At 40.5% G+C, this 18,975-nt stretch carries 21 protein-coding genes and 6 pseudogenes; 14 read left to right on the top strand and 13 right to left on the bottom strand.

The features are described from left to right. Positions 1–13 precede the first annotated feature (13 nt). Both HDEF_RS05660 and HDEF_RS05655 read left to right on the top strand, forming a co-directional pair. Positions 14–364, top strand: a pseudogene (locus tag HDEF_RS05660) (class 1 fructose-bisphosphatase); the annotation flags it as partial. A 509-nt stretch (positions 365–873) separates the two neighbouring features. Beyond that, positions 874–1,203, top strand: coding sequence for a hypothetical protein (locus HDEF_RS05655; protein ID WP_095033944.1), 330 nt, complete (start codon positions 874–876; stop codon positions 1,201–1,203). 189 nt (positions 1,204–1,392) lie between these two features. Here HDEF_RS05655 and HDEF_RS11535 read toward each other — a convergent pair. Then, positions 1,393–1,488, bottom strand: a pseudogene (locus HDEF_RS11535) (transposase); the annotation flags it as partial. A gap of 370 nt (positions 1,489–1,858) precedes the next feature. Here HDEF_RS11535 and kup point away from each other — a divergent pair. Further along, entirely contained in the window at positions 1,859–3,727 is a 1,869-nt protein-coding gene (gene kup, locus HDEF_RS05650) for a low affinity potassium transporter Kup (protein WP_015873691.1), read from the top strand. 18 nt (positions 3,728–3,745) lie between these two features. On the opposite strand, the gene HDEF_RS05645 is transcribed toward kup, so the two are convergent. Continuing rightward, entirely contained in the window at positions 3,746–4,030 is a 285-nt protein-coding gene (locus tag HDEF_RS05645) for a hypothetical protein (protein WP_100141692.1), read from the bottom strand. Between HDEF_RS05645 and HDEF_RS12535 the strand changes: the two genes are divergently transcribed. Next, entirely contained in the window at positions 4,019–4,195 is a 177-nt protein-coding gene (locus HDEF_RS12535) for a hypothetical protein (RefSeq protein WP_015873690.1), read from the top strand. The two genes, HDEF_RS05645 and HDEF_RS12535, sit on opposite strands and share 12 nt — an antisense overlap. A 55-nt stretch (positions 4,196–4,250) precedes the next feature. On the opposite strand, the pseudogene HDEF_RS11530 reads toward HDEF_RS12535, so the two are convergent. Beyond that, positions 4,251–4,367, bottom strand: a pseudogene (locus tag HDEF_RS11530) (IS3 family transposase); the annotation flags it as partial. Between the two features lie 92 nt (positions 4,368–4,459). Here HDEF_RS11530 and HDEF_RS05640 point away from each other — a divergent pair. The 4 genes from HDEF_RS05640 (at position 4,460) to HDEF_RS05625 (ending at position 6,579) form a co-directional block, all read left to right on the top strand. Continuing rightward, on the top strand, positions 4,460–4,825 hold the full coding sequence (locus HDEF_RS05640; protein ID WP_012737981.1) for a transposase: 366 nt from the start codon (positions 4,460–4,462) through the stop codon (positions 4,823–4,825). Positions 4,826–4,842: 17 nt separating this feature from the next. Next, positions 4,843–5,247 carry a transposase gene (locus HDEF_RS05635; RefSeq protein WP_158530960.1) on the top strand — a complete coding sequence of 135 codons (405 nt, stop codon included), beginning with the start codon at positions 4,843–4,845 and terminating at the stop codon, positions 5,245–5,247. 337 nt (positions 5,248–5,584) lie between these two features. Beyond that, positions 5,585–6,211 carry a hypothetical protein gene (locus tag HDEF_RS05630; protein ID WP_015873689.1) on the top strand — a complete coding sequence of 209 codons (627 nt, stop codon included), beginning with the start codon at positions 5,585–5,587 and terminating at the stop codon, positions 6,209–6,211. A 5-nt stretch (positions 6,212–6,216) separates the two neighbouring features. Further along, positions 6,217–6,579: a histidine phosphatase family protein gene (locus HDEF_RS05625; protein WP_015873688.1), complete on the top strand. Its 363-nt coding sequence runs from the start codon at positions 6,217–6,219 to the stop codon at positions 6,577–6,579. A gap of 87 nt (positions 6,580–6,666) precedes the next feature. On the opposite strand, the pseudogene HDEF_RS13195 reads toward HDEF_RS05625, so the two are convergent. Both HDEF_RS13195 and HDEF_RS11520 read right to left on the bottom strand, forming a co-directional pair. Beyond that, positions 6,667–7,027, bottom strand: a pseudogene (locus HDEF_RS13195) (phage tail protein); the annotation flags it as partial. A gap of 24 nt (positions 7,028–7,051) precedes the next feature. Next, positions 7,052–8,134, bottom strand: a pseudogene (locus HDEF_RS11520) (IS3 family transposase). 408 nt (positions 8,135–8,542) lie between these two features. Between HDEF_RS11520 and HDEF_RS05600 the strand changes: the two are divergent. Both HDEF_RS05600 and HDEF_RS05595 read left to right on the top strand, forming a co-directional pair. Continuing rightward, entirely contained in the window at positions 8,543–8,800 is a 258-nt protein-coding gene (locus HDEF_RS05600) for a type II toxin-antitoxin system RelB/DinJ family antitoxin (protein WP_015873685.1), read from the top strand. A 2-nt stretch (positions 8,801–8,802) separates the two neighbouring features. After that, positions 8,803–9,069, top strand: coding sequence for a type II toxin-antitoxin system RelE/ParE family toxin (locus HDEF_RS05595; RefSeq protein ID WP_015873684.1), 267 nt, complete (start codon positions 8,803–8,805; stop codon positions 9,067–9,069). 417 nt (positions 9,070–9,486) lie between these two features. Here HDEF_RS05595 and HDEF_RS05590 read toward each other — a convergent pair whose 3' ends face one another. The 3 genes from HDEF_RS05590 to HDEF_RS05580 form a co-directional block, all read right to left on the bottom strand. Beyond that, positions 9,487–9,948 (bottom strand): lytic transglycosylase domain-containing protein, encoded by a 462-nt coding sequence (locus HDEF_RS05590; protein WP_015873682.1) that lies wholly within the window; start codon positions 9,946–9,948, stop codon positions 9,487–9,489. 94 nt (positions 9,949–10,042) lie between these two features. Next, on the bottom strand, positions 10,043–10,621 hold the full coding sequence (locus tag HDEF_RS05585; protein WP_044612525.1) for a type 4 pilus major pilin: 579 nt from the start codon (positions 10,619–10,621) through the stop codon (positions 10,043–10,045). A 50-nt stretch (positions 10,622–10,671) separates the two neighbouring features. Beyond that, entirely contained in the window at positions 10,672–11,772 is a 1,101-nt protein-coding gene (locus HDEF_RS05580) for a type II secretion system F family protein (protein WP_015873679.1), read from the bottom strand. 108 nt (positions 11,773–11,880) lie between these two features. Here HDEF_RS05580 and HDEF_RS05575 point away from each other — a divergent pair, with 108 nt between their 5' ends. Next, entirely contained in the window at positions 11,881–12,375 is a 495-nt protein-coding gene (locus HDEF_RS05575; RefSeq protein ID WP_015873678.1) for an Hsp20 family protein, read from the top strand. 37 nt (positions 12,376–12,412) lie between these two features. On the opposite strand, the gene HDEF_RS05570 is transcribed toward HDEF_RS05575, so the two are convergent. The 5 genes and pseudogenes from HDEF_RS05570 to HDEF_RS05550 all read right to left on the bottom strand — a co-directional run bounded on the left by HDEF_RS05570 (position 12,413) and on the right by HDEF_RS05550 (position 16,513). Then, a complete protein-coding gene (locus HDEF_RS05570; RefSeq protein ID WP_044612320.1) occupies positions 12,413–13,165 on the bottom strand; it encodes a PDZ domain-containing protein in 753 nt (250 codons plus the stop codon). Then, positions 13,140–13,610 carry a retropepsin-like aspartic protease gene (locus tag HDEF_RS05565; protein WP_044612319.1) on the bottom strand — a complete coding sequence of 157 codons (471 nt, stop codon included), beginning with the start codon at positions 13,608–13,610 and terminating at the stop codon, positions 13,140–13,142. Before HDEF_RS05565 ends, HDEF_RS05570 begins: the two co-directional genes overlap by 26 nt. 62 nt (positions 13,611–13,672) lie before the next feature. Beyond that, positions 13,673–13,963 (bottom strand): annotated as a pseudogene (locus HDEF_RS05560) (type II secretion protein E); the annotation flags it as partial. Positions 13,964–14,018: 55 nt separating this feature from the next. After that, positions 14,019–15,731: a group II intron reverse transcriptase/maturase gene (ltrA, locus tag HDEF_RS05555; RefSeq protein WP_015873676.1), complete on the bottom strand. Its 1,713-nt coding sequence runs from the start codon at positions 15,729–15,731 to the stop codon at positions 14,019–14,021. A gap of 545 nt (positions 15,732–16,276) precedes the next feature. Next, the gene (locus HDEF_RS05550) at positions 16,277–16,513 is read right to left on the bottom strand and encodes a hypothetical protein (protein ID WP_015873675.1); all 237 of its coding nucleotides are present in this window, start codon (positions 16,511–16,513) and stop codon (positions 16,277–16,279) included. Between the two features lie 515 nt (positions 16,514–17,028). Between HDEF_RS05550 and HDEF_RS05545 the strand changes: the two genes are divergently transcribed. The 3 genes from HDEF_RS05545 to sctI all read left to right on the top strand — a co-directional run bounded on the left by HDEF_RS05545 (position 17,029) and on the right by sctI (position 18,969). Next, positions 17,029–18,237 carry a PrgH/EprH family type III secretion inner membrane ring protein gene (locus HDEF_RS05545; protein ID WP_015873672.1) on the top strand — a complete coding sequence of 403 codons (1,209 nt, stop codon included), beginning with the start codon at positions 17,029–17,031 and terminating at the stop codon, positions 18,235–18,237. 35 nt (positions 18,238–18,272) lie between these two features. After that, positions 18,273–18,608: an EscF/YscF/HrpA family type III secretion system needle major subunit gene (locus tag HDEF_RS05540; protein ID WP_044612316.1), complete on the top strand. Its 336-nt coding sequence runs from the start codon at positions 18,273–18,275 to the stop codon at positions 18,606–18,608. Positions 18,609–18,669: 61 nt separating this feature from the next. Continuing rightward, entirely contained in the window at positions 18,670–18,969 is a 300-nt protein-coding gene (gene sctI, locus HDEF_RS05535) for a type III secretion system inner rod subunit SctI (RefSeq protein ID WP_015873670.1), read from the top strand. The last annotated feature ends 6 nt before the right edge of the window (positions 18,970–18,975 follow it).

The following is an 18,975-nucleotide window of genomic DNA, read 5'->3' as shown; positions in this document are numbered from 1 at the left end:
ATGAGAGTTTCCGAAGAAGTCTATTCAATACTACTGCCAAGAAGAAGATACCGACACACAACGGCCCTATAATTCTCGTTACATAGGCTCTTTAGTGGCCGATTTTCATCGTAATTTATTGAAATGGGGAATTTATATTTATCCCAATACAACTTGTCATCTTGAGGGTAAATTAAGATTACTTTATGAATGCAACCCTATGGCCTTTTTAGCAGAGCAGACCGGAGGCAAAGCCAGTAATGGAAGCCATAGAATTTTAGACATCACGCCAGAGACGCTTCATCAAAGATCTCCTTTTTTTGTCGGCACCGAATCAATGGTAAAAGATTCAGAACGCTTTATGACGCTGTATCCGAATCAATAGCAGTACATTAGGAGCGTTGCTTGTTGACGCGAAAAGCAGTTCTTTTATATTGCACGAGAACTTGCGCATCAAGAACAAGAAATGATGATAGCCTGTGGAGTATTAATTCACTCGATTGGCATGCCACAAAATCATAGAACCACCTAAAATTTAGAATAGGAAGTCAATTACGAGTAACCGAACAAAGCCCTCTTTTTATGGGATAATGTCTGTCTGTTTCTCATTTTTTATCATTCTCAAAAAGACAGAGCTTATCTTAAGACTTTGTTAACACTGCCACTGCTAAACGAAATAATATTAATCGTATAAAGTGAATAACTCATAGTAAACTCATTCGAATTGATTCTTTATGTCTTATACTAAATTTAAATCGCTTAGCCACAGATCATGAAATCTTATTTATCGTCATTTTACAGAGGCAAAATTTATTTACAAAAAATTAAATAAAAATTACATCAGTAAACTTCACTATTTTTAATGAAAATGATTCTCGTATGAAATATGGATACATGATATTAACTGATCACTTTAATAATGAGTTAGATATTAATCATTCTGTACCTGGGGCTAAAAAACTAAATATAAAAGAAAATTTTCCAGATTTTTTTGATGACTGTGATTATCAGAGCTTCAAAAAAGTAACAGATCTCCATTCAAGCAAAAATCCAATATTTTCATATCAGCATATGAAAGAAGCTCTATCTTTAAACATGATTAACGAATTAAGAGAAATAGATAAAATCTTTAGAAATTTTGCTCTCAATTGCCTTCCAGGAAGTTCAGAGCTCAATACAGGAAGACATATTTTTTTCAACCAGAATTTCATGTTCCCAGGTTAGCATCAACGTACGAGCCAATTAGCGCTAAGATTTTCGAAGAAAATTAAAAAAACAGCCTTAATAGTTTATTAGAACTCAATAATGTATCAAAAGCCTGCAAGAGGAAATAGTTGAAGTTGCTACGGCTCAGCATTTTTCAAAAAAAATAAGGGCAACTTTGAGGCTGCTCTATAACCCGTTCATGAACGGCAATGAATAATGACGAGTGTGTTCTATTGTCCAGAGATTTTTGAGTTGTTCAAAAATGGTTTCAATCAATGAGCGCTCCTTCAAAAAGGCTTCATTAAATTCAGTGTGATTAAGTAGGGAAAAATACCCACTTTAAAGGAATGGTATAGTTATCCTGTGCCGTAAAATGTAATACATCGCAATGCCTCCTCCACCAATAACAAAGATAATCCCTTTTAATTTATGCAAAAACGCGAAAGTGGCAATATGCAGCATATTGGCAAATGTGGTACGCAACACAAAACACAAACAGCGAAGGCCGGTTATCAAAATTTGACCTGTACATGAGGATTCCGAGCACCGGGCAACGCAGAAGTCGCGACCTTCTCTACGGTTTCGAAAGAGGTCTATTTTAATAAAATTGAAAATATCTTCGCTCTGTATGCCATGCTATGGGATGTAACATCCATTTATTTAAAAAATAATGATGAATAAAAAAAATAAAAAATCTTTATCTGCTGCCTCTTTGGCGACCATTGGCATCGTTTATGGCGATATAGGTACCAGTCCGCTTTATACATTACGCGAATGTTTTTCGGGCTATTATAATTTTAGTGTTCAACCTGATGTCGTGTTTGGTTTTTTGTCGCTCATTTTTTGGGCACTGATTTTAATCGTTTCCCTAAAATATTTAGTTCATGTTATGCGTGCCGACAATGAAGGTGAAGGAGGTATTTTAACTCTGATGTCTTTGGCGGGACGCAATACAACTCCTCGTGTGACGTCTATTCTTGTGATGATTGGGCTGATTGTTGCTGGGTTTTTTTATGGTGAAGTGGTGATCACTCCCGCTGTCTCTGTGATCTCTGCGATTGAAGGGCTCGAAATAGCCGCTCCCTCCTTGGAGGCTTATATTGTGCCCTGTTCTATAGGGCTGTTGACTCTGCTTTTTTTAATTCAAAAACACGGTACTGGCAGTGTCAGTCGATTTTTTTCGCCTATTATGTTGATTTGGTTTTTAACTTTAGCTTTACTGGGTATTTCCGGTATTTTAATAAATCCCGAAGTCCTGAAAGCTGTTCATCCTAAATGGGCCATTTCCTTTTTTAAAGAATATCAACTTGCCTCTTTTTTTGTTTTAGGAGCCATCGTCCTAGCCGTTACAGGGGTTGAAGCACTCTATGCAGATATGGGCCATTTTGGTAAATCTCCGATTCGTTTAGCTTGGTTCAGTATTGTATTGCCCTCTTTAGTGCTCAACTATTTTGGTCAAGGTGCTTTGCTGCTAAAAAACCCCGCCGCTATTAAAAATCCTTTCTTTTTATTAGCACCAGAATGGGCTTTGATTCCTTTATTAATATTGGCAACGCTAGCTGCTATTATCGCTTCACAAGCCGTTATTTCTGGCGTGTTTTCATTGACAAGACAAGCGGTACGTTTAGGTTATTTGCCTCCCATGAAAATTATTCATACTTCAGAGATGGAATCAGGTCAGATTTATATCCCGATGGTGAATTGGACACTGTATATCGGCGTTGTTTTGGTCATTATCAATTTTCAACATTCTAGCAATCTGGCCGCAGCTTATGGCATTGCTGTCACAGGCACCATGGTATTAACGAGCATTCTTATCTGTGCTGTTGCACTCAAAAATTGGAACTGGAATCCAGTTTGTGTTGGTTTGCTTTTATTTTCATTTTTAATCATTGATATTCCCCTTTTTTCAGCCAATTCTCTGAAATTTTTTTCAGGTGGCTGGTTACCGCTGACATTGGGCTTGCTGATATTCATTATTATGATCACTTGGAAAAGTGAACGTTTTCGGATGCTCCGCCGCATGTACCAGCATAATAATTCTTTAGAAGCCATGATCTCTTCTCTTGAAAAAAATTCTCCCATCAGAGTGCCAGGGACAGCGGTATATTTATCTCATACTGTGAATGTGATCCCTTTTGCTTTTTTATATAACTTAAAACACAACAAGATCTTACATGAAAGAGTGATTCTCCTCACATTACGTACGGAAGATGTGCCTTATGTACATAATATTCGAAGAGTCACGATAGAAAAGTTGTCTGGCACTTTTTGGCGTGTGGTTGCCTATTATGGTTTTAAAGAAATCCGGAACGTAGAAGACATTTTTCATCGTTGTGGTTTAGAAGGTTTATCATGCAAAATGATGGAAAGTTCTTTCTTTATATCTCGCGAGACTTTAATTCTCAGCAAACGGCCATGGTATTTATTTCTGCGCGGTAAATTATTCATTGCACTCAGTCGTAATGCTATGTATGAGCCTGATGAATTTGAAATTCCCCCAGACAGGGTGATTGAATTAGGTTCTCAGGTAGAAATTTGACCTGATTTTTTACGCGGTTTATGGAAGTTTTTTGACAACAGATCTTTTAATCAAATTCTCTCCATCTTGGGGTTTTAAGAATAAAAAGAACCAGCCTGATAATATCGTGATCATCCCCATTGTAATAAAGGTGTAATGAAAATAATCGACCTTACTACCGGCAGTCTCTGTATTGAAGAACTGTAAAGCGATGGCACTAAAAGCCACACCATATCTAATCGCAAGTTGTTGGCTGACCGGCCAATTGTTCTGGCCTGATAAATTTGGACAGTAAAGAGAAGGTATCAAAAAATGTTTAGTCAAGAATTTACGCCAGAATTGAAACGAGAAGTCACCAATTTGGTGATGAAAAAAAATTACACGCATTGCCAAGCGGGTGATTCAAGCGCATCAAGCCTCAGTGTTATTGACTTCCAGACTCAAAGTGCTCCGTGCTTACAAAAATACCTAGAGCAAAGAAGCGGATAAAACTGAATCCGACTTCATTAAATACTGTAATGGTCAAGTAAAACCGGACACATTTTTAAGACACATTGATTAATGGTATTCGCTCAAACTGCATGGGTGAAAGATATCCCAGTACACTGTGGGGACGTTTACTATTGTAATAAGCCAAATAATCCAACACACTCAACTTGGCATCAAGATGATCTTTCAGCTTCGTAGTGCAAATATGGCACTGTTAACAAAGTTAATGTTAAGATATTCTCTGTTTTTTAGGGGGATAAAGAAATGAAAAACAGGCACTATCCGCTCAAAGAGTGTGATTTTATAAAAATAATCGAACCTCATATTATAAAATATGATAAACGTCCAGGTAGACCTGCAAGCATCAGTCATTATCAGTTTTTTTCAGCTGTTTTGTACGTATTGAGAACGGGTATCCCTTGGCGTGATGTACCTGATTTATACGGTCATTGGCATACGATTTATATGCGCTTTAAAAGATGGAGTGAAAATGGCTTGTTCTGGAACTTGCTTTATCGTTTACAACAAAAAAAGAAAATCAAAATGGACTGTACATGGGTAGACAGTACGACGGTCGCCATCCACCGACACGGCTCAGGAAGCCTTAAAAAAAGGGACCTCAATCGATAGGGCGCGGCCGAAAAGGCGTGAGCACTCAAATTCACGTGGGTCTTTCAGGCCGCTTTCTCCGGAGTGCCTGTCTATCTGAAGGACAGCGCTCCGATATGAAAGCCTTTACTGAGCTGTGGATAAAGGGAAATGGGAGGAAGGTGAGCTACATCATCGCTGATAAGGGAGTTGACTTTTTTGATGTCAGAAAATTAATCCGGGATAGTGGAAAGAGCCCTGTGATACCCCGACGAAAAGGGGCTGTTTGCACCGGCATTCAACCTAATGATAAAGAAAAATACAAAACACGCTCTGCGATTGAACGTTTCTTCTTCAGCATAAAAGAACAAAAAAGACTCGCTTTACGCTTTGATAAACTCGATATCACCTTCTTTTCTTTCTTCGCTATCGCTTGTCTTAAGGTCTTTAATTTACTTTGTTAACACTGCCATATAATAACTATAGGCGATATTTTAAGTGTGATTTTACAATCACTTAATTTTTATTATGACCTGTGATTTTGCTCATTTTCCCGCCTTTATATTAACTATTTTAAACCCATATTCAGGTTGTTTCCTGATATTTTTATGATTTAAAATTTATTTAAAATATCTAAGCAATCTAGAAAATGGCTCAATTTCTTTTGTTTCGCCTTTATTTTTTTTATGTGACAAAAGTATTTTAAAGAAAACTTTCATAAATACGAAGTGTTTGAAACTATTGACTAAAATAATTTAATAGTTATGAATGTAATTATAAATAATTTACCGAGGGTAAATCATGTTTACAAAGAATGTTAAGTCTTTAATATCCGATATGAGTTTTTTTACCTATAAAAAAATCGGTGAAAATAAAAAAAATTCAAAAAATTTTGAGCATTTTACTAACGTTGTAAATTCTTACCATAAGATTCAAATTGAAAATTTAGATCAAAGAGAATTGCAGTATCTAAAAAAATCTGCCTTGTTAGCACAATATGGTGATAAATTCTTGTTTGATGAAGATATTCTGCCTTCTTTTTTAGATTGCAGTAAAGAGATATTGAATCAAGAAAATAAGAATATGACTGTCAAAATAGCTAAAGAATCAAGAGCTCCAGGTAAATTAAAGCAAAAAAATATAGACGAAACTGTAGAGGAACATGGCGGCAAAGTAATTAAACATTATCAACAAGACACTGGAAAGTTTGCATCTATTCTTGATTTTTCTGATTCAACGAAACCAGGTGTTTGTCTTGGTTTTTCAATACAACAGTTAATAGAGTTCTCTAAAGGAAAAACAATAGATACAGATATGCGAGTTGTTAGTAAAGAAAACGGAAAATCAAAGATCAAAATTTCAAAAGTTAACGAAATCTGCAAATTGCAAATCGAAGCTAATGAAAAGAAAAAGAATATGATTTCATAGATGAATTGTTAGAAAAGAATGATCTTACAAAGATTGATTGTAATCAGGTTAAAAATAACGAAACTCATGATAAATTTGTTTCACGTTCAATCGATTTGATAACTCTTAATAAACACAAAGGAGAAAATATTTATATATTATTTTCTTCATCAAGTAGTAAGTATAAATCAGGCCATGCAGCAGCTATTATGATTGAAAATCAACAAAATAAAGTAAAAATTATTTTTTCTGATCCAAGCCATAAATTGTTTATTTTTGATTATCCAGAATACTTTGAAAAATGGTTTCGTTTTGCTTGTTCAAATCATTTTTGGTATAAAAACTGCGATTTGTTTAGAATAGAAAGTCATATCAAATTAAAAAAATAACTCGGCACTTCCGGACAAGCTATTTCCCCCTCCTAGGGGTCGAGGGGCTTTCCAGATGAATCGGGGTATTCTACAAAGGCATCCACCTCAAGCGCCTCGAACAATGTAGTTGAACGCCACATTACGGGGTCGGTTTTCGTGGGCGGTGGGGACGACCCGAGACGCATCAAACGCAGAGACGGAGCCCCAGTTATCGGGGTCGCCTCTTTTGATGGCCGCACTAAATGTCGAGGTCTGATAAAAAGCCCCAGTGGCGGTCACCTAGGGTCCCCACTGCCCTTGCCTCACATACCCGAATTGGCCCGTGATGTTTCTGATAGCATCGCCCTGTGCACTCAGTACCTTTCTGCCCGTATCAATTTTCCTGCCCGCATCCGCGCCCCGAATAAATTCTCCCCATTAAGTCCGGCAATTGTCCTGAAGGATAGGCTGAGGCCAGAAGGGGATAGCGTGTTTTGTCAAATTGTAGTGGTCAAGTAAAACAGGCCAGTATCTTGTGTTTTTTCCAGTACAACCGCTGCGGTTCATTTGGCGTTCATCCCCCGTTGTATTGATGAGGCCGCGTTTGACTGTAGTAGCCAATGAGATCATCAACAAGATCCCGCCTGGCTTCTTGTTGAGTTGGATACCCTGCTTTGGGTACCCATTCTGTTTTGAGGCTTCTGAACAGGCGTTCGATAGGAGAGTTGTCCCAACAATGACCTTTACGGCTGAGACTTTGGGTCATACGATAGCGCCAGAGTGGCTGCCTGAACGTCAGGCTCGTGTCATGGCAACCTTGAGCTGAATGAAACCTGACGCCGTTGGGGCGTCCTCTTGATTCATAAGCCATCCACAATGCCTTGCAGGTGAATTCACTGTCTGGGGAAGAAGAGAGGGCCCATCCTGTCGGTTTACGTGCAAACAGGTCTATCAGTACGGCTAGACAGGTCCAACGATTCCCTGCCCAGAAGAGATAGGTCACATCTGATGAGGGGCAGCCACAGAAAACTGACGCGCTCACACGTCAGGAATAGCCTGATGTTCCTGTCTCGCCTTTTTATATTGATGAGTCGGTGGCTGATGGCTGACCGGTTCCAACTGACGCATGACTCTCGTTGCCCGATAGCGACTTGGCGGAATACCCCGTTCTGATACCATGACAGACATCGTTCTTGCTCCTGACGTACCTGAGCTTGTCACTCTATCTGTTCAGGCTTGATTCTATTAACCCCCTTTACCCAATATTGATAACGGCTTCGATGTATCCCAAACACTTGACATCAGCGTGTCACTGCATGGCTCTTCTTAAGTTTCTCTACTCACGGGAAGTGTTCAGGAACTCTGACATTAAGAGAGATGAAGCCTTTTTGAGGATATCTTTCTCCCGTTCAACCTTGCGGAGTTTGGCTTCCAGCTCTTGAATCCGTTGTTGGTCTGCTGTCATTGTTTTACCTTGGGAAATAGTTTGTCCACTTTTTTCGCTCATTGACCGCCTCACCCCATCACGGAGGGCGATGATACTCACGCCCATGGCTTTTGCTCCTTCTATCCCCCTATATCCTTGTTTTGTCACTCATTGAGCCCCTTCTAGCTTAAATTCAGGGCTGTAGGGGAGTTTGTGTTTTTTGTTCATTGTTCCCCCTTTTTTGATAACGTGAGTTTATCACCTGGTTTTTATCAGGTGGCCAAATTAACTATGCCACTACAGTGTGGGATGCAAGGGGTTATTCACGATATCCCCAAAAATCATCACTAACATTTGCCGGGATAAATCGCCACTGCGCTTGGCGGCGTCAGATCAGTTTTAAGTTTTGAAAATTGACCTCTTCGGCAAAAAGTGACCTAGAAAACAGCATCAGCGCCAAGACATAAGACGGAAGGTGTTTTTCATCTTTATTTTTCCCGATAAGCCCGGTGTGGGGATAAATTTGACATGTAGCTACAAAAAAGCTACATTAATTCAAATTAATCGGAGGTTTTTATGACGGATACTGTTGTACGTGCCAGAGTGTCTTCTGCATCTAAAGTTGCCGCAATGGCTAATGCCAAAGTCTTGGGTATGGATCTCTCGACTGTGATCCGGATGCTTGTTAACCGTTTGGCGGTGAGTGCCGAATTACCCAAAGATTTACTTCAACCCAATCAGGAAACTTTACAAGCTATTCGTGATTTGGAAAGGGGTGTCAAGGTTCACAGGGTGGATACGATTGAGGAACTCAAACGTGATCTCGGTTGGTGATCATGCTAAAAATTGTTTATCAAAGCCGTTTTAAAAAAGACGCCAAACGGTATGAAAATAATAAAAAAGCTCAAAAAATCATTTTAGAAACGATAAACTTATTACAAACTGGAAAACCACTCCCAAAAAGATACAAAGAGCATTCCTTGATAGGGAACTATATTGGCTATATTGAATGTCATGGTATGTCAGATGTATTACTCATTTATCAACGTACCGACACTGAACTAAAATTATATCGGGTCGGCAGTCACTCTGATTTATTTTAGCCTTTGTCGGCTCTGACGAAAGGGTTCGTAGTGCCCATAGCACACCAAAGAGACTTAACGCGGTGACCAGGGCGGGTAATCCGCTCTCCGGGGACAGCAGAAAACGAAAGACGGCTCCGGTCACACCAAAGGCCAGAGTAAAACAGCGCGGCAAACACCGGCTGGCCGCATCCAGATAGATGAACAGGGATAAAAAAGCGAGGAAAACCAGAGAAAACAGCCCCTGTAGTGCGGAGGGCGACAACAGGGCCGATAGAAAGGATAATCCCGTAAAAATCACGCGAGTGACTATCACCCCTCTACCGATGGCTGACAGCGGTCGCTCGTGATGAACCTCCAGAAAATGCCGGGCGACCATGACCGCGACGCTTTGCATGAGGACGGCACAGAGTCCCAGCCCCACCAGACTCACCGCGCTCACGGTGTTCTCCTGTCACCGCTGACCACCGGCCAGTAGCGGGCATAAACCTGTTGGGCATAGTGCAGGCGTTTCTTTTCATGACGGGGGTGGAAGCCCGCGTTATACGACCCCAGACAGGCCCAGTTGACGCCACATGCACGAAGATGTTTCGCCAGTATCCACGCGCCAATCTTGACGTTCAGGCAGGGCTGATGGAGCAAATCCTCAGGGTGGCGGAGAACCCCCATTTTCTGGAGTCTGGGGATATGCGTCGAATTCACCTGCATCAGCCCGTCATCTACGCTCAACACCCGACCCCTTTTATCCCGATTGGTGTTTACGGCTTTCGCCGACAGGCGACTTTCCTGCTGTGCGATGGCTTTCAGCAGTGTCGGGTCAATCTGGTATATCGCCCCCGCTTCATTAAAACAAAACGCCTGTGCCGCCGGGGTTAAACTGATGGCAAGCCAAAAAGTCATCATTGTCACGACATCTGCTCCTTAAATGCAGAAAAAGCCACCCATGCCCTTTCTGCATCAAAAGGCGTTAAACATGAAATAAAGAAGGGAGGGATTAATGACTGGATTTAAAAATGAGGGTATTCACGCCGACAGAACCGTTATCGGGTTTGCATTGCGCCCCGGCTTTTTCTGCGGTGACTCCCCCCACGTTATGACTGCCAGAGATGGAGACCTCCTGTATCATGGCGCTGCCACTGAGTTTCGTCGCCATCACGCTACAGGCTTCCTGCGGGACATTTTTATAGGTCACGGAAAAGCCCTTGTTATTCACAGAGCCCTGCACCTTTTCTGGCGCAATCATCACCTCACCGCCCCAGCCGTTAGTGATTTTTGCCTCGCCTTTGGATTTATCGCCGTTAATGGTCATGTTGCCGGGCACACCGCCAAACTGCACCAGGGTGCCCGTCATTTTTGCGCCATTGCTGAAGGGATATTCCCCCTGGGTTTTTAACAGGCCACGAGATTGTGTCACTAAGGATTGTACATTCGCGATTTCATCGTTGAGCGTGCTTTTGTTAAACAAACTCGACACGGTGCCGACTGCCAGGACAATCGCGAAAGAAATCACGGCTAACACCCCCATCGCTTCCAGACTGAGAAACCCTCGATGACAGTGGGACGGTGTGTTCATACTGTTCTCTTGGGTGGGGTGATAACATCTCACTGAATGGTTTTTCATTTTTACCTCATTTGATTGACCAGGGTACTTAAATCGTTGCTGGCCAATAACAGCAGCAACATGTAACCGAACACCAGTAAGAAGCAGAGTCCGGTTAAATAACGTGATGTTGTCCTGACCTGTTGAATGGTGATGGCCAACCATCGGTCGGCATACTGCTCAAGGCTGTTTTCCGCGCCCGTGCCTTCGGTTAACAACATCATCTGATTGACACAATCGCGTGAGGGAAAGTGGTAGCCGGTACTTTTTAAAGCCAGCCCCAGATGTTCGCCCTGTCGCATATAATGGAGCGTTTCATTAATTCGCCTTTCCAGCCATGGACTGGCGGTTTCACCCAGCATATGGACCGCCTGCATCACCGGGATATTGACCCGTAGCAACGCGGCGATATTCAGCAAAAAGTAAACCCCCTGTACGGCGCGATACACGGACCACGGCGGCAGACGGTCGGCGATTTTTCGCGTTGTCCAATGCCCCATTGACCATGCCATCAGTCCGAACAGTGCCAGCAGGCCAAACAGCAATAACCCCTCAAAATGAACCATAAATTCAGAAAGGCCGGTTAACAGGCTGAGCGGCCCTTCCCATTTTTCACGCGGCACCAGTCTGGCCAGCTTGGGGGTAAACTTCTCACACACCATATGCATCATCAGCACCACGATACCCAGCAGAAAACAGGGGTAGCCCAGTGCACCGAACAGGGCGGAGAGCATCGTTTTCTTGCCTTCGACCATCTGTCTGGCACGGCGCAGGGCATCGGAGAGCTTTCCGGAGAGCATACCGGAACCCATCAGGGTGGCTTCCTGAACCGGCACCCATTCCAGCAAGACCTTTTCAAACGCACTTTGTCCCTCATCGATTGCAGACAGGCAATCGGTCAACAGCACCGAGCAGGGATGATGTTTTCGGCCAAAATCGGTGACCACGTGGCGCATATCGATAAAGGCCTGCTGCAACGATTTGTTGTTATCCAGCAGGAAGGCCAGCATGTCGTAAAAGGCAATGCGGTCTCTGGCGGAAAAGGTTTTTTGGTAAATCCATCTCAGTGTGGCGTCAATGCGAGGTTTGACGGCAACAACGGTTGACGTTAATAAGGGCAACATGGTTTTTTTCTCAGGTTGAGGGGGGCGCTTGAAAACGTCTCCACTGCCCCTATATGAAGGGTGTGAGGGGAATGTTTTATTCACTGTGTATTATTAAAGGAGGAGTCTATGGCCAATCGTTCTTTCTCTCTTATCCCGGCATTCAGCCATCATCCGCTTTCTGACCGGCTTTCGCAGATAGATAATCTGTTCAGTCGTCTGACCGGCGAAAAACCGCTGGCAGACTCACCCGCCTATAATCTGCTGCAAAAAGACAAAGCGCATTATGAGCTGACAGTGAGCGTACCGGGTTATGTTCGGGATGAACTCGATATTTCCGTGCTCAATAACCAGTTAACCATTACCGGCAAGCCGCACGTTGAAAAAACAGATTCTGTCGAGGAAAAAGACGGCATGAAATGGGTGCATCAAGGCATGACAAGAAGTGAGTTTTCCTTAAGTTTTAGCCTGGAGCATCGAATCAATATCCAGAAAGCGTATCTGGATAAAGGGCTACTCACTCTGGAATTTACCTACGATATTCCAGAACAGGAAAAACCCCAGAAAATTTCCATTGGCGTTAAAAATGAATCCGGTCGTGTGCTTGAACACAACGCCGCTTAACAATGACGCCCATGATTGGGGCGTCATTTATCAATGATTAAATCACAATTTTTTGCTTAACGCCTAGACGTTCAATAATCAAGGTTAACTTGTTTTTTGGGGTTAATGATAAAATTTCACCGACTTTTTTAATTTCTCGTGGTGAATAATTTATGCCGTTAATGCTTTTAATGACATCACCATCTTTAAGATGATATTGATCAAGTTCTTTTTTGTCATTATAGAAAATCTCGAGGTGCTCATTATAATACCTGACACCAATGTGCCTGATGGGGTATTGATGTTCTTTATAGAATGAGTTTGTGTTATAGCAGAAAAGCATTTTGCTCGGCATAAAAGCATATTGATTAAATCGTGACAGGAAATTCATCCCTAAAAAATATTGATTGTTGTTGTTTTCTGATATGATCATTTCCCCAACCGGATGATTATTAAAGGTTAAACCCGTAATTATATACTGACGGATTTTAATCAGCCCTGTTGCCTCAGCTGCTGTAACGCTATATTCGATAGGTGTTATTTTCCCTTTTTGTTTTTTTGCGTGCTCAATAAAATCGTTTCCAAAATCACTGCCATTGTGCCCTGTATCAATTTGCATCTTAATAAAATCATTATTTCCATAATCTAGATAAAAGTATGGGGATTTTCCATAGGCATCTTCGTATGCTACACAGTGTGAGTAAGTTGATATTGGAGGTGATTTTCTCGATATGGTTAAACGTCCTTTTTTATTATCAACAAGCCAGTTAAATTTTCTAAAGGTATCAATCCCAATAATACCATCTATCATTTGTACCGGATGCTTGAGTAAGAAGACTTAAATCTTTTGCAATCCAGATTTCATTATCACTGACTTCTTCATTACCAATAAACATCTTCACTGGCTTAAGCAATTTAAGATTCTCAACGTCGATTTTATCGTGAACCGTTTTAACGTTAGAAAAAATTTTCTTATGGAATGGATGCAGCGTTGAGTATGAAACTTCCTGTGTTATTTCTTTAGCTGTTCCTTCGTTGATAACGGTAGTACTAGCCCCAGTATCAACTAAAAAACGATATGATTTATTATTGATGGTGACAGGAATAACCAACAAACTACTATAAAACTTTTCATTTAAAATATCATTGGCAGCTTCATTTGATTTCTCTGGTTTTTTAACCAGACATCCAGATAAAGATGAAGTTAAAAGAGCCATAGAGAAGACCGCAAATGTTGTTTTTTTATATATATTCATTACTCATGCACTCATACAATGATAAAGTCATCATAATACACATAAACAACAATGTGTGTAAGTTATTGAGGCAACAACGTATAACTGTCTTCATCGATTGGACAAATACAATGGGCGGCCAGTGGGTCAACTTCTCCTGCATGGATGTAGTGCAATACGTACTGATTACGGGTCATGCCACCTAGTTTACGATGCCAGTAGGTTTTCGCGGCCGCCTTGCTTTTTGTCAGGTACAGTTCAAAAAAGGGGGCATCCGGGGCAATCACTTCTGCCACCACCATCCGACCGATAATCCCGTGATAACAGTGTGCGCAGCCTTCCACATGGCGCATAAACACCTTTTCAGGCTGACAGTGATTAGGTAAGCAGGCCGCAAGTGCCCACTCCCTCAAGAACCGTACGTGCGAGTTACCCCGCATACGGCTCACGCAACTTACTCACTTCAACATTTTTCCTTTTTTTGCTATGTAATTGTCTGTGGCAATTAGCATGTAACAATCTTAGATTAGCCAGCTTGTTGTCACCCCCTTCAGCTTTAGGCTGAATATGATGAACATGCAATTGTTCACCATTGTCCAACTCTTGATCACAGAGAGGACAATAACCTTTCTGTCGCTTATAGAGGTTAACTTTGACACCGTAAATAAAAGGCTGTTTACGTGCCTGCCTATTACGCCAATAGTCACGCAATTCCGGATTGTCGGGGGAAGCATTTTTTGGAACTAGCCAATGACGCTGTATTTTTGTCCATGCATGCTTCCAAAGAAATCCACCGGTTGATTTATCCATAAATACTGAATAGTCTTCTCTACCTGGTATCTTGCCTAAGTAGTGTTTTCTTCGCCACCACCAGTGTTTATTGGGATGACGTCGATACAAATATCTACGTTGGCGGATCCACATCCATTGGTCTAATGCACTGAATGTTCTTTTTGAAGCACCAATACGATAGTAATTACACCATCCTATTATCTTGGCATTCAGTTGTCTTATTCCTTCTTGTGTCGGCATACCGATAATACCTTTCCAGGTCATTCTCATTTGCTGTTTGTACCTTTTCATCGACTCCTTTGAGGGCTTCGTTAACAATATATATCCCCGTTTTCTGTGGCGATTGTCATAATGTCGTATATTAAATCCCAGGAAGTCGAATCCTTCCTTCAAGTGTTTGATACTGGTTTTTTCTTCAGAAAGAGCTAACCCTCTCTGAGCTAACCAAATTTGCAACTTTATTTTGGCAGTTTCGCACTCTTCACGGGATTTACCGAATACGACAAAATCATCCGCATAACGAACTACTGCATAAGGTTGCCCTTGTTTTGGCGTGCCGTTTTTCCAGTATTGAATACCCAGTAAGGTCTCCATTCCGTGGAGTGCAATATTGGCCAGTAGTGGACTGATAATCCCGCCTTGCGGAGTACCTGCAACATTGGGTATATAGTTGCCATGTTCCAGCACACCGGCTTGTAACCATTGTTTAATCATGTTTCTTTCGGGGAATCCCCCGATTTTTTTTATGAGAAAATTATGGTCAATGTTGTCAAATGCGCCTTTAATATCTGCATCTAGTACCCAGTGCCGTGTCCCTCGTGCTCTGGCAATACAGAAAATTTTTTGTATTGCGTCATGGGCACTTCGCCCCGGTCTAAATCCGTAGCTGACTGGTTCAAATTTTGCTTCCCAATAAGGTTCCAGCGCCGATTTAACTATCGCTTGTCTACAGCGGTCGAGAATGGTTGGGATCCCAAGAGGGCGTTTTTTTCCATTCTTTTTTGCTATGTAAACTCGTTTTACTGGATAAACCTTTTCTGAAGTTGTTTGGCTTAATAACTTATAAAGATGTTCTCGTCCTTTATGGTCATTAATTACCTGATTATCTACTCCAGCCGTGTGTTTTCCCCGATTGACCTGAGTGACTTTCCTGATAGCCAGAAGATGGTTAGCTCTTGATTTCATCATGAGTTTTTGCAGATTTCTGACTTTCTTTAAGTCACCTGTTGCTGAAGCCCTATATATTCTTTGCCTTAGATTATTAATCATGGCTGTCACAACACGCCAGTTAATAGCATGCCATTCCAGTTGTTGTTCATAGTTTTGATTTATTACGTTTGCCATAGGCATCTAACTCTTCTAAATCAATTCATAACCTTGGTAAAGGATTATATGGGTAAGTCACCCGTTCCACGTCAGCCTCTTTTCAGAGTAAAGTAATTACCTCTATCAATCCTGTTATGATTTCCAGTTGCCTTTCGGCTGATTGCCTTCGCTTTTTGGAACGTCTTATGCCCACTGTCTCTTAGTATTTACATCAACACTAAAAGATTAATGGGGTTACCGTGTTTCACACCATGAAGATACATTGAGTGGGCTGCCTCCTCTATGCCGGGGAACGGGATCCGTCGTAAAGAACGAACACTCTTCTTTACCCGTTTCTAACTGTCGTTAAATTTCCCCTTAACACGTCACATCTGATTTCGTGTTTTCGTTGCTGACGACATTTTAATCACGGAGATTCACTTTATTCAGCCCATTTCAATTTTGCCTAGCCCCTATTTCTTATTCAGCTTAATACTTTAGTTAGGCTTTCATTCTCGCTTAGCACAAGAGAATTACTCCTCTTGCACCGAGTAAGTGGCAATAAGGTTTCGGATCAACCTTACCCTTTTTCAAGGGACTTCTGTGGTGCAACTTTCACGTCGCACATGCTCTTCAATAATATAACGAACAGACAAAGCAAAACATAATCCGTCTTTATCATAATATGTCGACAAATGATTAATATTATTTATTCGATTTTTTGCTTTTATAAAAATATGGTGATGCTGGCTAAAATCAAATGAATATTCTGGAACGAAGTGAGTGCTGAAATCTGAATGAGGTGATGAGAATGAGTGGTTTGGCATATATTGAATCCTTTTAATATATTTTTATTAACTTGTTGATGTGAAAGTGAATTTCAGTTTTAAAAATGAATCATCAAATTTTTTTGAGATAATTTTGTCAGAATAATTTGTCCCATAAAGCAATATCAATAGATACTGCTTTGCCTATCATGATTCAATTGGTATTTTTGCATCGAAAGGAATCCTTGATTTTAAATAATAATACTTCGCGTGAGATCAACGTTTCATCGCCGCACATGCCTGTTTTTCCTTTTAATTTCTCTCGATATTTCATTTTTGATTACTTTATTGCCTTTATTTTTTTGTAAAGTTACTTAAAGTTATTTCATTTTTATGATGGATGAATATCGTTAAAAATTCTTAATAATATGTTTTTACTAATGTATTTTTTTATTATTTTGAATACTGATGAAAATAAAATAATTCATCATATTTTAATCATGATGGCCAATAAAAATATTGTTAATGTTTATCCGAAATATCGATTCTGAAAATTTAAACAGGCTTTTATAAAAATGATAGAGACACAGAATAATCAAGAAATCCAAGAGCCTCAAATGATTATCCGCCTTCTCAACGGAGTTCTAAAAGGATATGAATTTGAATTAGGCAAGGGTAAAACATTATTTGTGGCAGGTAAAGAAGAAGCCATTCTTAAAAAAGAAAATGAGGCGAAATTACCTGAAAATACGATTTTTATTCCTTTTGATGTAGAAGAATTTCAATTCGAAATAGAAGTTGATTCAAGCAATAAGATTTTATTACGAGAATTTATTCATCATGCAAGTAAAGAAAAAACGATTGATTTTAATCACATTGTTTCTGTAGAAACATTAAATTTTGCGATTAAAGCCATCAATACAGAATGGGACGAAGCCATTCTAACGGGTAAGAAAAAAGAAATGGCTGTATCGAAACAGTCTAAAAAATCATTCGTGAGACTTTTAATGACATTGTTGATATCCGGATTCGTCGTTGGGCTGATTTTTTTCATGCTGTCTCATTTCAAAACGACAGACGAAGAAAAAAAAGAAAAAGAGAAAACCAAAGAAATCAGTCAAATTTCTTATGTGCTTGGCGATTATCAAGGGAAATATGAAATCTTGGGGGCTCATGATCATTGGATGTATGTTTTTGCAAAAAATGAAAAAGAAGCGACCTGGGCCAGGCAATCTTTAACACGGGCGGATATTAAAAACCCCATTCGGGTGATCAATTTACAGGATGAAGAAAAACGAGTGGCCGCCTGGTTATCAGAAAATTGGTCTTGGGTGAAATATCACAGGGTAAAAATAGAAACACCTTTAGTGCCGGTGTTATTGATCAGTCAGGAACGCACCGTTTTAGATGCTCAAAAAAGTTTGAATTTAATGCAAAGTTTAAAAGAACAAATGCCTTATGCAAAAGAGATCAAAATCATTGATATCAGTGATCAGGAAGTGGCGTCTCAAGCAGAGGCAGGTATTCAAAAAATCTCGGTCCCTTATATCAGACAAGATCACGGTAACAGCGTCACCTTTGTGATTAAAGGGGCTTTAGAAGATGGCCATATACAACAGCTTCGCCGTTTTGTCGTCAATTACAACAAAGCCTGGGGCCAACAATATGTGCAATTTTCTATTGAGCTACAAGACGATTGGCTGAAAGGCAAATCATTGAAATATGGTCATCAGGGGAGTTATGTCAAGGTGTCTCCTGGTTACTGGTACTTCCCTAAACCTTGATAACCAAACAATAAATGAATAGTGAGGAAAATAATATGGCAGACAGTACAGTCAGCATCAATTTAGAAAAAAGCAGTGAAGATTTGAGGAAAGATCCGGGAATGATAAAGGCTATGAATGCAATAATTGCAGACACAGGAGGAGACACATATATAAAAGCACACACAGATGCCTTTGCTCAAAAAATTATAACTTCGGAAGCTCAATATAAAACACACTTAAATGCCTTGGAGAAAGCCCCTTCTGATCCCGTGGCTTTATCAAACGTGCAAAGAAGCCTGAGTGCGCTTCAAATGATGATCAATGCACAAACCAACGCCATCAAAAAATTCACTGACAATGCGATGGCGATTATTAATAACTTCCGTTAGTCAATAAACAATATTTTATTTAGATACTCCCTTTTTTATTTTAAATAAAGAGAAATGATGCATGCAAAATATAGCCCATATTAGAAAAATAGCGTCAGAGGCGCTGAGTGTCACAGAAAGCACACCAAGCGTGGTCTCTCTGGAAGATAGGCTAATCCACAACTATGCTCAATCGATGGTCGAACTGGCTGATCAAAAAATGGACCTAAAGAGCCGTTTAACGGATTTAAATAGATTGATGGATCCCAAACTGTCGATCAGAGATCAAGAAGATTTATCAAAACATAATATCGAGCTGAGTGCATTATCGACGCTGGTTAGAAAGGCAACCAGTGCTATTGAGACGGTGTTAAGAGCATGATGAAGA

The organism is Candidatus Hamiltonella defensa 5AT (Acyrthosiphon pisum), assembly GCF_000021705.1.
Lineage (GTDB): Bacteria > Pseudomonadota > Gammaproteobacteria > Enterobacterales > Enterobacteriaceae > Hamiltonella > Hamiltonella defendens.
Note: the sequence above shows the minus strand (reverse complement) of the source record. Positions and strands in the feature narration are given on the sequence as shown.

What these genes read in the sequence shown, in the direction of transcription:
- HDEF_RS05565 (WP_044612319.1), bottom strand. Translation starts at nt 13,610, where the DNA reads ATGAATATATATAAAAAAACAACATTTGCGGTCTTCTCTATGGCTCTT.
- HDEF_RS05580 (WP_015873679.1), bottom strand. Translation starts at nt 11,772, where the DNA reads ATGTTGCCCTTATTAACGTCAACCGTTGTTGCCGTCAAACCTCGCATT.
- HDEF_RS05590 (WP_015873682.1), bottom strand. Translation starts at nt 9,948, where the DNA reads ATGACTTTTTGGCTTGCCATCAGTTTAACCCCGGCGGCACAGGCGTTT.
- HDEF_RS05575 (WP_015873678.1), top strand. Translation starts at nt 11,881, where the DNA reads ATGGCCAATCGTTCTTTCTCTCTTATCCCGGCATTCAGCCATCATCCG.
- HDEF_RS05550 (WP_015873675.1), bottom strand. Translation starts at nt 16,513, where the DNA reads ATGCCAAACCACTCATTCTCATCACCTCATTCAGATTTCAGCACTCAC.
- sctI (WP_015873670.1), top strand. Translation starts at nt 18,670, where the DNA reads ATGCAAAATATAGCCCATATTAGAAAAATAGCGTCAGAGGCGCTGAGT.
- kup (WP_015873691.1), top strand. Translation starts at nt 1,859, where the DNA reads ATGAATAAAAAAAATAAAAAATCTTTATCTGCTGCCTCTTTGGCGACC.
- HDEF_RS05640 (WP_012737981.1), top strand. Translation starts at nt 4,460, where the DNA reads ATGAAAAACAGGCACTATCCGCTCAAAGAGTGTGATTTTATAAAAATA.
- HDEF_RS05545 (WP_015873672.1), top strand. Translation starts at nt 17,029, where the DNA reads ATGATAGAGACACAGAATAATCAAGAAATCCAAGAGCCTCAAATGATT.
- HDEF_RS05585 (WP_044612525.1), bottom strand. Translation starts at nt 10,621, where the DNA reads ATGAACACACCGTCCCACTGTCATCGAGGGTTTCTCAGTCTGGAAGCG.
- ltrA (WP_015873676.1), bottom strand. Translation starts at nt 15,731, where the DNA reads ATGCCTATGGCAAACGTAATAAATCAAAACTATGAACAACAACTGGAA.
- HDEF_RS05655 (WP_095033944.1), top strand. Translation starts at nt 874, where the DNA reads ATGATATTAACTGATCACTTTAATAATGAGTTAGATATTAATCATTCT.
- HDEF_RS05570 (WP_044612320.1), bottom strand. Translation starts at nt 13,165, where the DNA reads ATGATAGATGGTATTATTGGGATTGATACCTTTAGAAAATTTAACTGG.
- HDEF_RS05630 (WP_015873689.1), top strand. Translation starts at nt 5,585, where the DNA reads ATGTTTACAAAGAATGTTAAGTCTTTAATATCCGATATGAGTTTTTTT.
- HDEF_RS05600 (WP_015873685.1), top strand. Translation starts at nt 8,543, where the DNA reads ATGACGGATACTGTTGTACGTGCCAGAGTGTCTTCTGCATCTAAAGTT.
- HDEF_RS05540 (WP_044612316.1), top strand. Translation starts at nt 18,273, where the DNA reads ATGGCAGACAGTACAGTCAGCATCAATTTAGAAAAAAGCAGTGAAGAT.
- HDEF_RS12535 (WP_015873690.1), top strand. Translation starts at nt 4,019, where the DNA reads ATGTTTAGTCAAGAATTTACGCCAGAATTGAAACGAGAAGTCACCAAT.
- HDEF_RS05595 (WP_015873684.1), top strand. Translation starts at nt 8,803, where the DNA reads ATGCTAAAAATTGTTTATCAAAGCCGTTTTAAAAAAGACGCCAAACGG.